The following is a 13,169-nucleotide window of genomic DNA, read 5'->3' as shown; positions in this document are numbered from 1 at the left end:
ACATTGAAAATCTAGAAAATACTGCAGAAATTAAGTATTTTTGAACAACATAAAACATTCCTAATGAAACCATTTAAATACATAGTTATTCTAGCATGCGCTGTATTTTTCACCTCATGTAACGCCCAAGAAACTACAAAAACTATAGATGCGAAGACTTTTAGTGACAAAATTGCCCAAACACCAAGCGCTCAAATTATAGATGTACGTACACCTCAAGAATTTTCGTCCTATCATTTAGATAATGCCATCAACATTGACTGGCTTGGTAACAGTTTTGAAAAAGAAGTAGCCAAATTAGACCCCAAAAAACCAGTTTTTATTTACTGCAAATCTGGAGGGCGAAGTCAAAGCGCACATGAAAAACTCAACCAATTAGGATTTACTACCGTTTATGAAATGAAAGGCGGCATCTTGAAATGGGAAGCTGCAGGATTAGCAAAATCAAGTGACAAAGTGATAGGCATGACAATGGAAGAATACACTAAAATCACTACCAGTGATAAAAAAGTTCTCATAAATTTCTATGCTGAATGGTGTGCTCCTTGTAAAAAAATGGCCCCTTACATAAAAACAATGCAAACAGAACTTGCCAATGACATTACCATCATAAGGATTGATGCTGATAAAAATAAAACGCTCATGAGCGAACTAAAAATTAGTGAACTTCCAACCTTACTTTTCTACGAAGGCGCAAAAGTAAAATGGCAAAAATCAGGATACATAACAGAAGTTGATCTAAAAAAACAAATACAATAAAGTATATGCTCACAAAAGAATCACTTCAATTTCTGGTTGATTTAAAAACCAACAACAATAGAGATTGGTTTTTAGACCAAAAAAAAAGATACGAAGCTTTTAAGGCAGATTATAAAAGATTTGTTAGTGACTTGCTAGACACCTTAAAACCATTAGACCCAAGTCTAGAACTACTTGAAGTTAAAAACTGTACTTTTAGAATCAATAGAGACATTCGGTTTTCAAAAGATAAAACACCCTATAAATCCCATTTAGGCATCTGGATTTCATCTGGTGCAAAAGGTCATAATAGGTCTGGATATTACATTCATTTAGAAAAAGGAAGCAGTTTTATAGCTGGCGGATTGTATTGTCCAGAAGCTGAAGACGTAAAAAAAATACGTAAAGAAATTGCATTTTTTCATGAAGATTTAGAAGCCATACTAGCCGAGAAAAAATTCAAAAAAGAATTTGGTGATCTTGATAGAAACGAAAAAGATCTTTTAAAAAATCCCCCACGTGGTTACGATAAAGACCATCCAGCAATTGATTTATTAAAACTTAAAAGTTTTGAATCATCACATAAAATTGATTATGATGATGCCTCAAAAGAAGATTTTACAGCAACAATTTGTCAAAAATTAATTCTTTTGAAACCGCTGAATGATTTTATCAATCGTGCCCTAACGACCGAGTAACGTGAAACAACGAAAAATTCTTTTTTTAGGAGAAACCTACCGTGCAGATGCCATCACTTGGATTAAAGGGTTGGAGGAATTTGGCGGCTTCAAAATTATAACCTGGGAGTTACAAAAACCAAGTAATAATTTAAAAAATAGAATTTTACGACTCTTAGAATACACCACAGCATTACAGCAGATTAAAAAAATTATTCGTCTTGAAAAACCAGATATGATTATTGCTGAAAGAACTACAAGTTATGGATTTCTTGCAGTTTTATGCGGAATTAAACCCGTAGCAATTGCACAACAAGGTTACACTGATTTATGGCCAAAAAATTCCATATTGTACCCTCTAAAAAAAAGAATACAACAATATGCTTTTAAACATGCTACATTAATTCATGCTTGGGGTTCTGTAATGTCAAATTCCATGCAAAAAGCAAATGTTGACATGAGTAAAGTTTTGGTTTTACCAAAGGGTATTGACTTCCAAAAATTTAATTGTCCACAAAAAACCTTTTCGGGCAAAATAAATGCTATTGTCACCCGTTCCTTATCTCCTGAATATCAACATGAAGTGATATTAAAAGCCTTTGGAATTCTTGAAAGTAACAAAATAGATTTTCAACTAACAATTGTAGGTGACGGCAAAGAACTTTTGAAATTAAAAAAACTAGCGCAAGATTTAAATATTTCTCAAAAAGTACATTTTACGGGAAGAATTTTAAACACCGAATTACCTAAATATCTTGAAAAAGCAAATCTATACATCAGCATGCCAGTAACTGAAGGAGTTTCAGCATCACTTTTTGAAGCAATGGCCACGCGCTGTTATCCCATTGTAAGTGATATTCCTGGGAATAAAAGCTATATTAAACATAAAGAAAATGGACAGCTTGTACCCGTGGGCAATTACAACAAACTTGCACAAGAGATTTTATGGGCTATAAAAAACCCTAATAATATTGAAAACGCTACCAAAATTAATTACATTTTTTGCTCTCAAAAAGCAAATTACAAAATAAACATGAAGGAGATTGCCAATAAATACCATACTCTAATAAACGCCAAGAAATAACTCATTATGTGTGGAATTAATGGAATCTTTCATTTACAAAATCAAAAAAAGGTAGATGAACGTCTCTTACTTAGAATGAGAGACTCACTAGAACATAGAGGACCTGATGACAAAGGAGTTTTTATTGATAAAAATATCGGATTAGGACATAGAAGATTATCTATTATAGATTTAACAATCGCAGGTCACCAACCCTATATTTCCGCAGACGGAAGATACATAATGGTATATAACGGTGAAATTTATAATTACAAATCCTTTTATAACGAATTAAAAAATAATGGGCTTACTATAAAAAATACATCTGACACAGAGGTATTAATGAAACTATTTCAGTTACATGGCTTGAAAATGCTGAATAAACTCAATGGAATATTTGCCTTTGCTATTTGGGATAAACTAGAAAAAAAATTGACACTTGCACGAGACAGGATGGGTGTCAAACCGCTATACTATTCGTTACATAATGAATCATTATATTTTGCATCAGAACAAAAAGCATTGTTTACTGCTGGTGTACCTCTTAAAATCGCTACTGACGGACTAGAGGAATATATTTTCAATCGTTTTGTAGCTGGTGAAAATACCTTATATCAGAATGTGAACAAAGTTTTACCAGGTCACTCTTTAACTATACATCAAAACGGTAAGAAAGAAATTGTAAAATGGTGGCACTTGAAGACCGAAATTCAAAATCAAGACCAAATTAAAAAACCTATAGAATGGTTTCAAGAAACATTTAACGATTCTGTAAATTTAAGAATGGTGAGTGATGTACCCGTAGGTGTATTATTAAGTGGAGGTTTAGACTCATCATCAATTTTAGCTTCTTTACACGATCAAAAATATCAAAAAATACAAACCTTTAATATGGGTTTTGAAGAAGCAGAGCATAACGAGTCTCATCTAGCCAAAAGATTAGCCTCAAAGTTTGATTATGAATTTCACACGATGCAATTAAAAGATGAAAATCTATATGAAAACCTTATTAAAGCTACATACTACCAAGATGAGCCCATTGTACATTTGAGTGAACCTCATATTTTAGCGCTGTCTAAAATGGCTAAACCAAAGGTGAAAGTACTTTTATCTGGTGAAGGAGCAGATGAATTAATGGGAGGTTATGTACGCTATAAAACTTTAAAATATCCATCTTTATTAAATGCAATATCAATGATTAGCAATTTTGAGCTTTTTAATAACAAACCAAGGCTGGAAAAACTGGGACGTTATTCTCAAATTAATACAAATTCAGATTTAGTTATTTTTAATGGATCAAATATATATCCAAATGACATTGCAAAAAATTTCGGCATAAAAAATCCTCCAATAAATGAATACCGAATGAAAATATTTGAGGAAGCAAAATCAATTTACCCTAATAATCTCCGAAGACAGGCACTCTATTTTGACCAGCATACTTATTTGTGCTCTCTATTGGATCGAAATGACCGCTGTACAATGGGAGAATCAATAGAATGTAGAGAACCTTTTTTAGATCCAAGACTTATCATTGGAATAGGTTCATTAGAGGATAAATGGTTGTTTTCAGGAAAAAAATGGAAATTCATTTTAAAAAAATCAATGGAAAAAAAGTTGCCACAAGAAATTCTAAACTTTAAAAAAGTAGGTTTAAGTGCACCTTGGGGTAAATACATGGCAAGCAGTGATGCTTTTAAGGAAGAAATAGAACTTTTTGCTAAAAGTGACCTCTTTCAAATGCCTTATTTTAATCACATCAATATTCAAAAATTGATCTCTAATTTACAAAAAGGAGATATGAGAATGACACCATATGTAATGCCGCTTTTTATGATGCATATCTGGATGAGAACATACACATCTAAATTTTAATACTTACTTTTGACATTCGTTACAATATTTGAAAAAAGCATACCATCATGAACATACTACCCCACTTTTCACTAAAAAAACACAACACTTTTGGCATTGATGCTTTCGCAAAAAAATTTATAGCCGTACATACCGTCGCAGAATTAGAAATAGTATTAAACCAGAATCAAAATACTGAACTATTTATTTTAGGTGGGGGCAGCAACATGCTACTAACACAAGACATTGACGCTCTTGTAATTCATGTAGATTTAAAAGGCAAAAAAATCATCAATGAAAATGATGACTTTGTGTGGGTTGAGAGTCAAGCAGGTGAAAATTGGCATGAATTTGTACTATGGACTATCAACCAAGATTTTGGAGGATTAGAAAACATGTCCCTTATTCCGGGTAATGTAGGTACAACTCCTGTTCAGAATATTGGGGCTTATGGTGCCGAGATAAAAGATACTTTTGCTTATTGCGAAGCAATGAACATTGAAAACCAAGAAATTAAAACGTTCACTAAGGATGAATGCAACTTTGGTTATCGAGAAAGTATTTTTAAACATGAGGTGAAAAATCAATTCGTAATTACATCCGTAGTTTTTAAACTCACCAAGAAAAACCATAAAATAAACATCTCATACGGAGATATTTCAGGTGAATTAGACAAAAAAAATATCACAAATCCTACTCTTGTAGACGTTAGTAATGCTGTTATTACAATCCGAAAAAGTAAACTACCCGACCCTAAAGAATTGGGCAACAGTGGTAGTTTTTTTAAAAACCCAATAGTTTTAAAATCTGATTTTGAAAAAATACACCAACGCTTTCCTGAAATGAAATTCTATGAAATTTCAGATACTGAGGTTAAAGTTCCCGCGGGTTGGCTGATTGAGCAAGCAGGTTTTAAAGGCAAACGTTTTGGTGATGCGGGTGTACATAAAAACCAGGCTTTAGTTCTTGTAAATTATGGCAATGCTACAGGAAAAGAGATATTAAATGTAGCGCATGAAATTCAAGATACCGTGTTTAAACTTTTTGGAATTCGTATTGAAGCAGAAGTTAACATTATATGATGCACGAATTCCTTTATTAGTATCAACTATAAAATAAAATCAATCCATGTACATTCCTGATATTTACAGAAACGAAAATGCAGCAGAAATAAAAAAATTTCTTTACGAAAACAGTTTTGGTATACTCATCAATCAGTCTAATAGTAAACTGTGTGCTACTCATATTCCATTAGAGCTAGAAACTAACAGTGAAGGAAAAGAAATTTTGTGCGGTCATATTTCAAAAGAGAATCCACAATGGAAAGGATTCTTAGAAAATGACGAAGTTTTAGCAGTATTTTCTGGACCTCACAGTTACATATCTTCTTCGTGGTACGATCATGAAAATGTGCCAACTTGGAATTATATTGCAGTTCAAATACATGGGAAAATCAAAATAATTGATCACGAAGCAGCTGTAGAATCCTTAAAAAGGTTAGTAGATAAATACGAAAAAGGTTCAGAAAACCCAATTCGTATTGAAGATTTATCAGCAAAAACAATGCGCCAAGCAAAGGGAATTGTAGCCTTTGAGATTGAAATTACAGAAATTAATGCTACTAAGAAAATGTCTCAAAATAGAGACCAAAAAAATTATCAAAACATTATTGAAGCGTTAGAAAAAGTAAATACTCCACAAGCCATTGCAACTGCAACTGAAATGAAAAAATGTCCTATTTAATTTCTCTGGAAAATTACAATTAGTATTTAACATTTAGAGATTCTATTCATACCTTTGCAACCTTATTTATACACGCCTTGTAACGAATATTAATACTCATAAAACACAAATGCTTATATTACTATTTTACTTTTTTATTTTTATTGTAGCCGTTCAAATACTCTATTATTTAGGGGTCTTCAGGGTTTTTGCTTTCGCCAAAGATCAAAAGAGTACTCCAAAAAAAATTCCAGTATCTGTAATAGTTTGTGCTAAAAATGAAGAAGAAAACGTAGCAAAATTTATACCCTTATTAGCAGCACAAGAATACCCTGACTTTGAAATAGTTCTAATTGATGATGCATCAAGTGATAAAACACTAGATATTTTTGAAGAATTTGAAAAGCAATATTCAAACATTCGACTTGTAAAAGTGGAAAATAACGAGGCTTTTTGGGGAAATAAAAAATACGCATTAACTTTAGGAATCAAAGCTGCATCAAAAGACTATTTATTATTTACAGATGCCGATTGTTACCCTACCTCAACAAACTGGATAGCTACCATGACAGCACAATTTACCATGCAAAAAACTATCGTTTTGGGCTATGGAAAATACGAACGAATTTCAAATTCCTTTCTGAATAAAATAATTCGATACGAAACTCTTTTAACAGCAGTTCAATATTTTTCATGGGCAAAGTTAGGCAAGCCGTACATGGGAGTTGGTAGAAATTTAGCGTATAAAAAAGACGAATTCTTTAAAGTAAACGGATTTATTGAGCACATGCGCATTCGCTCAGGAGATGATGATTTATTTGTAAATCAAGCTGCAACAGCAAAAAACACTACAATAGCATTTGAGCCAGATAGTTTTACACTTTCTAAACCTAAAACTTCCTTTAATGATTGGGTATCACAAAAAAGAAGGCATGTTGCAACTGCTAACCATTATACTTTTTTTGATCAATTTCAATTAGGTGTTTTTTATAGTTCACAATTATTATTCATAGTATTACCAGCTGTTTTGCTTGCGTTTCAATTTGAATGGATTATTGTCACCAGCTTAGTAGCCTTTCGTTATCTCGTGGCATGGATTATGATAGGTTCATCTGCAAGGAAACTTGAGGAGCATGATTTGAAATTTTGGTTTCCAATTGTTGAAATTGTCTTAATCTTAATCCAAATCAATATCTTTATCATTAATCTATTCTCAAAACCAGCACAGTGGAAATAAACAATCAAATAGAAAAAGCAAAACAAGGTGATCAAGTTGCCTTTACTTTTCTATTGAATCACTACTGGAATGAGGTATATGGGTTCATGCTAAAAAGAACCGAAAATGAAACTACAGCCGAGGACATTACCATTGAAACATTTTCTAAAGCATTTGACAAATTAACCACTTACAATACTGAATTTCAATTCAATACTTGGTTAATAGCTATTGCAAAAAATGTGCATATTGATTTATTAAGAAAGAAAAAACTAAGTCTTTTTGTTGAAATTACAGAAGACGAAAATCATCAAGCATACAATATTGCTGACACTACTCCGTCTGCTGAGGATGTATTGATCACTGAACAAAACTTATCCCGTTTATTACAATGCATTAAAGAATTAAAACCTCATTACCAAGAGGTGATTCAGCTGCGTTATTTTCAAGAAATGAGCTATCAAGAAATAGCTTTAAAAATGAATGAACCGCTAAGTAATGTAAAAATTAAACTTTTACGTGCCAAGAAGTTACTAGCCGAAATAATTCAGAAAAAATAATTCCTTTATCTGTTTTGAATGGGCACAAAAAAAAGTCTGAAAAAAAACAGACTTTCTTTTACATTTATAAATTTCAGTTTAACGTACAATCCTTTCGGGAAAATCAGTGATGATTCCACTCACTTTTAAATCTTGTAGCGTCTTGATATCAGCAAGCTCGTTTGCTGTCCAAGGAAGAATCTTGAAATTATTAGTTTTCATGATCGCAACATTTTCTGGCGTCAAGGTTTTAAAATAAGGGTTTATTGCTTGCGCATTTAATTCTTTCCCTAACTGAATCACAGTTTCAATAGGATCTTTGTAAGTCAGTAATCCTATAGCTACGTCTTTACTCAAACTTCTCATTTTTCTTAATTCATTTACTTTAAAACTAGATACAAAAAAATCTTTATTGCTCCAGCCACGCTTTTTAAAGTTTTCCATAATGGCGTACGTATCTGCCGCCGTATTTTCTCCCTTCAATTCAATGTTGAGCACTGCTTTTCTATTCATAGTTGTAATGACTTCCTCAAGAGTTGGAATTTGATGTTTACCTGCAACAAGTACTTTTCGCAGTTCGTCAAAAGTGTAACTCTCAATCTTTCCTTTAGCATTTGTCAATCGGTCTAAATCATCATCGTGAAAAACTACAATTTCACCCGTTTTTATTTTAAACACATCTATCTCAAGCATATCAGCTTTGAGATCAATTCCTTTTTTTATGGAGGCTATTGTATTTTCGGTTTCATGTCCCATTGCGCCTCTGTGGCCACAAACAATAAATTTATTTGAACTACAATTGAAAAAAAGTAGCGACAATGCAGTCGCAATAGTTATCGTTTTTGCTTTCATAAATACCTTATATATTTTTCATAAAATTATATTTAAACTCGTCAAATACCATTACCTAATCATTACGAATAAACTAAATTAAAGCTACTTTTTATGATGCAATGTTTCATAAAGTTTACCTAAAAATAGAAATAAGCACTAAAAAAGGGCGAAAATCAAAACTTTGGTTACAAAAAATTATTTTTCTAATAGTATTAATGTAACACCTTTTTTTCTATTTCTAGATTCCTTTGCCAGCATGAAACTAAAAACTAAACTCATGAAAAATATTAAAATGTTCTTATTTACGATGGTGTGGATTATCGTAATAAGCGCTACAAGTCATGCACAAACCACACAAGCTTCTATTTCTGGAACCATTTCAGGTACAAATAATGAAACTATAAAAGAAGCAAATGTTACCCTAAAAAATGAATCTACTGGATTTAAAACTACTACACTTACTAACTTTAAAGGGATTTATACTTTTAAAGAATTGCCTCTAGGTGGCCCTTACACAATTACTGTAAAAACATCTGGATATGGAGAACAACAACGATCTGGATACACACTTAATCAAGGTGATTTAATTACAATTAACATCGAAATGCAAACCGATATGCAAACCCTAGAGGTGGTAGAAGTGGTAGGCCGAGGGTTAAAAAACAAAACAGGAAATCTAGGTGCGGCAACTGCAATTACAGCCAAACTCATTAATTCTTTACCCGTAAACGGAAGAAATTTTACCAACTTAATGGATTTGTCTCCATTAACACGTGGCGGAAACATCTCGGGACAATTAGCATCGTCTACTAATTACACATTAGATGGTATGAATGCAAAAAACCCAACTTCGGCAGGAGCTACCACCAGCAGAAGTGGCGCACCCTACTCCATCTCTATTGAGGCTGTAAGAGAATTTAAAGTAGTCACAAATCAATATGATGTAGGTTATGGTCGTAGTGGTGGTGGAACTGTAAGTGCTGTTACTAAGTCTGGAACAAATGATTTTTCTGGAAGTATGTTTGCTTACAATAGAGCAGATTGGCTTTCTAGTGCTTATGACATTAGAGGAAACAGACGTCAAAATGATTTTACAACGACTCAATATGGTTTTACTTTGGGCGGACCCATTATCAAAGATAAATTACACTTTTTTGTAGCATGGGATCATCAACAAGATTCAAGACCATTGATTATTGCTGATGTACAATCACCAGAGGATGAGCTTAGGTTTAATGTAACCAAAGCAACGCTGGATAACTTTGTAACCATTGCCAGAAATAAATACGGCGTTTCAAGTTCACCTCAATATGGATCATTTGATAAAAAAAGAAATTCGGATGCAGCATTTGCTCGTCTTGACTGGCAATTAAACAGTAAAAACCTGCTTACCATTCGAAATAACTTTACGTTTGAAGACAATAAACTGGGGTTGCAAGACAATACAGCAATTAATTTATATGAGTCTTTTGGTGATGACTATAATATTGATAACAGTATTTTAGCTTCATTGAGAACAACTGTAAATCCTAAAATCACAAACGAATTAAAAGTGCAACATCTTTACACTTTTCAAGACAGTAACCCTGGTGATCAATTGCCTGCTTACAACATTCCTAGAGCTATTGTAGAAAATGTAGCCTCCACAATTAATGGTGCTGTGAGAACTACCAATATTCAAATAGGAGGACACCGATTTGCACAAGAAAAATTCACCAATAATGTTTTTCAAATTGTAGATAATCTATACTACAATACCGATAAAATAAAATACACTTTTGGATTTGACATCATGCAAACAAATTCAAAATCAGTTTATGGTAGTGAAGTAAACGGTCGTTTTCATTTTAATAGCGTTGCAAATTTTGATAATGGTACGCCTTATCGTTACTTTAGAGAAGTACCATTAGTGGCTGATCCTACTGTTAATTCGAATATATTAAATGCTGGAATATATGGACAATTACAAACAAAAGTAGCACTGGGTGTTGACCTAACTTTAGGATTACGTTTTGATTATGCAAAGTATCCAACTGCAACTTTCAACCAATTGGTTTTTGATGAATTAGGCATTAGAACCGATAACAAATTACAATCGGCTATTTTACAGCCAAGGGTGCAATTGACATGGGATGTAAATGAAAACCACAAAGATTACATACGTGCAGGAGCAGGGATTTTTGCATCAGATTTAAATAACTATGCCATCATTAACAATCTATATTTTGACGGAAAAAAAACTGCAACTGTAGATGTTAGAGCACCCAATGTTCCTGTACCTAACTTCACTGGTTACCGAAACAACTTTTCTAGCATTCCTACGCTAGATGCTTTTCAATTACCAACTATAAATTATACTGGTACCGATGCTAAAGTACCTGTGGTTTATAAAGCTAATGTATCTTACACACATTTTTTTACAGATCATTTAAAAATGGGAATTGCTGGTTATGCAACTCTAGGACGAAATAATTATGTGTATGTAGATAGAAATATGGTTAGCAATCCGTTTTTTAATTTGGCAAACGAAGGAAATCGCGGCGTATTTGTTCCAGCAAGTTCAATACCTGCAAATGGAGCTGCAGACTGGATGCAAGGTAGAATAAGTAATAAATTAGGGAGAGTTTTAGAACTTAACAGTGAAGGAAAAGTAAATCAATTTGCGCTAGTTGTTGATGCTACTTACAAATATTTTAAGGATGGAGAAATTACGGCTAGTTACACCCTAAATGACACCAAAGACAACACTTCTTTCAACGGAAATGTGGCTAACACAGCTACACTTGTATTACCTGTAGAGGATGATCCTAGAAATTTAAGTAAAATGACGTATTCTGATAATCATTTTCGACATAAGGTGGTGTTTTATGGATCATTACCAACTTTTTACGGGTTTAGTGTAGGAATTCGCTATTCAGGAATTGGTGGTACACGATATAGTTTATTATCTGGAGGAAATACAAATGGAGATTTTGTAACAGCTTCAAATGATTTAGCGTACATTTTTGACATCAACAGCCCAACCGTTCCACAAAATATCAAAACTGGTTTACAAACTATTTTAAATAATCCTGCAGCAAGTTCAAGCTTAAAAAATTATATCAACTCTTATTCTGGTAAAATTGCAGAGCGTAACGGTGGTATAAATGAGTTTTATGGTCTTGTTGACATTAGAATTAATAAAAAAATCAGTATTCCAAAAAAGCAATTCATAGAATTTACTGTTGATATTTTTAATGTTGCGAATTTACTAAACAAAGAAAGGGGAGTTAATAAATCATTGAATAGCCAGTCTCTCTATGCACTAGGAACACCTGCATCTGGCGGTAATGCTGCAGTTCCAGGATTTGATAGTACTAGACAACAGTTTAACTACCGTGTAAACAATGCTGGTTTACCTGCTTTATCTGGTAATCCATTTCAAATTCAGATAGGTTTTAAATATGCATTCTAAGTAATTCTTTTTTACAAAAATACAAGCGCATCCTGATACAGTGATGCGCTTTTTTTTGCGCAGTATTTTAATAAAATTAATTTAGTTAAATAATAAAATACAATTCAATCAATTTTTAAAAATTTTAAAAATTAACTACAATAATAACACAATAGGTTCGTTATTAATAAAAAATAACCTTGCTTATGATGTAAATGTACTTAACCATAAAAACCACATATTATGTCTAAATTAAGCATTTACGAGACCGGCTGGATTGAACTTGTTTTTCAAAACAGAAATAAAGAGTATGGTGCGTACAAACTTCGTCAAGAGAGTACAAAAACTTCACTTACAGCACTTTTCATGGGAGTAACATTATTAGTGGGTGCCATAAGCATTCCTACACTAGTCTCCATTTTTAATCCTGAGACAACCTTTACTCCTATTGAGCCCGATTTTACAGATAAAATTATCCAAATAACCGATGTCTATCCAAATAAAACACAACCTAAAAAAGCATTACCTCCCTTAAAAACAAAAAGTATTGCTAATCCAGTAAAAAGTAAAGCATTAATTAATCCTATTATTGTATCTACTGAAAACGCAGAGCAAAATATTGCAAAAAATACCGATCAACCAGTTGTAAATACAACGCCATCAGATGGTACGGGAACTGTAGCTGTTAATGCTAGTCCTAACACAACAGTCCAAAACGCAGTGGAGACACCTGACACTGGAACCACCATCATTAACAGTGTAGCGCTAGATAAACTTCCAGAATTTCCAGGAGGTATCAACAAGTTTTACACGTATGTAGGTAATAATTTTGAAAAACAAGAAACTGAACTCAATGGAACAGTAAAAATCTTTGTTTCTTTTGTAATAGAAAGAGATGGTAGCATGACTGACATACAAGTAAGAAGAGATCCTGGTCACGGATTAGGAAAAGAAGCAGTTAGAGTTTTGAAATCTCTACGAACCAAGTGGACTCCAGGCATGATTAGCGGCAAAGCAGTACGTACCGCCTACACCTTACCTATTACGGTTCAAATGAACTAAAACACCAACATAAAAAAAGGCAGAACTTCAT

The 13,169-nt window shown here is 32.9% G+C and carries 11 protein-coding genes; 10 read left to right on the top strand and 1 reads right to left on the bottom strand.

Going from position 1 to position 13,169, the window contains the following annotated elements; genetic code table 11:
• The first annotated feature begins 63 nt into the window (after window positions 1-63).
• The 8 genes from LQ189_RS03040 to LQ189_RS03005 all read left to right on the top strand — a co-directional run bounded on the left by LQ189_RS03040 (window position 64) and on the right by LQ189_RS03005 (window position 7,830).
• Window positions 64-759, top strand: coding sequence for a thioredoxin domain-containing protein (locus LQ189_RS03040; protein ID WP_230154233.1), 696 nt, complete (start codon window positions 64-66; stop codon window positions 757-759).
• A gap of 5 nt (window positions 760-764) precedes the next feature.
• Window positions 765-1,436 (top strand): DUF2461 domain-containing protein, encoded by a 672-nt coding sequence (locus LQ189_RS03035; RefSeq protein WP_230154231.1) that lies wholly within the window; start codon window positions 765-767, stop codon window positions 1,434-1,436.
• Window position 1,437: 1 nt separating this feature from the next.
• Window positions 1,438-2,499 (top strand): glycosyltransferase family 4 protein, encoded by a 1,062-nt coding sequence (locus tag LQ189_RS03030; protein WP_230154228.1) that lies wholly within the window; start codon window positions 1,438-1,440, stop codon window positions 2,497-2,499.
• Window positions 2,500-2,505: 6 nt separating this feature from the next.
• Window positions 2,506-4,353, top strand: a complete 1,848-nt coding sequence (gene asnB / locus LQ189_RS03025) for an asparagine synthase (glutamine-hydrolyzing) (protein WP_230154227.1) — start codon at window positions 2,506-2,508, stop codon at window positions 4,351-4,353.
• 47 nt (window positions 4,354-4,400) lie between these two features.
• Entirely contained in the window at window positions 4,401-5,414 is a 1,014-nt protein-coding gene (gene murB, locus LQ189_RS03020) for a UDP-N-acetylmuramate dehydrogenase (protein ID WP_230154219.1), read from the top strand.
• 46 nt (window positions 5,415-5,460) lie between these two features.
• Window positions 5,461-6,075 (top strand): FMN-binding negative transcriptional regulator, encoded by a 615-nt coding sequence (locus tag LQ189_RS03015; protein WP_230154217.1) that lies wholly within the window; start codon window positions 5,461-5,463, stop codon window positions 6,073-6,075.
• Between the two features lie 109 nt (window positions 6,076-6,184).
• Window positions 6,185-7,291, top strand: coding sequence for a glycosyltransferase (locus LQ189_RS03010; protein ID WP_230154215.1), 1,107 nt, complete (start codon window positions 6,185-6,187; stop codon window positions 7,289-7,291).
• Entirely contained in the window at window positions 7,282-7,830 is a 549-nt protein-coding gene (locus LQ189_RS03005; RefSeq protein ID WP_086454323.1) for an RNA polymerase sigma factor, read from the top strand. Before LQ189_RS03010 ends, LQ189_RS03005 begins: the two co-directional genes overlap by 10 nt.
• 78 nt (window positions 7,831-7,908) lie before the next feature.
• Here the strand turns inward: LQ189_RS03005 and LQ189_RS03000 are convergent, their stop codons facing one another.
• Window positions 7,909-8,661 carry a glycerophosphodiester phosphodiesterase family protein gene (locus tag LQ189_RS03000; RefSeq protein WP_230154214.1) on the bottom strand — a complete coding sequence of 251 codons (753 nt, stop codon included), beginning with the start codon at window positions 8,659-8,661 and terminating at the stop codon, window positions 7,909-7,911.
• Between the two features lie 259 nt (window positions 8,662-8,920).
• Between LQ189_RS03000 and LQ189_RS02995 the strand changes: the two genes are divergently transcribed.
• Together LQ189_RS02995 and LQ189_RS02990 are read left to right on the top strand one after the other, a co-directional pair.
• Complete coding sequence (locus LQ189_RS02995; RefSeq protein ID WP_230154212.1) at window positions 8,921-12,097, top strand: TonB-dependent receptor; 3,177 nt, start codon at window positions 8,921-8,923, stop codon at window positions 12,095-12,097.
• A gap of 222 nt (window positions 12,098-12,319) precedes the next feature.
• Window positions 12,320-13,138 (top strand): energy transducer TonB, encoded by an 819-nt coding sequence (locus tag LQ189_RS02990; RefSeq protein WP_230154211.1) that lies wholly within the window; start codon window positions 12,320-12,322, stop codon window positions 13,136-13,138.
• Window positions 13,139-13,169 lie beyond the last annotated feature (31 nt).

The organism is Flavobacterium sp. CECT 9288 (genome assembly GCF_918731615.1).
GTDB lineage: Bacteria > Bacteroidota > Bacteroidia > Flavobacteriales > Flavobacteriaceae > Flavobacterium.
This window is presented reverse-complemented; position numbering and strand designations above follow the sequence as displayed.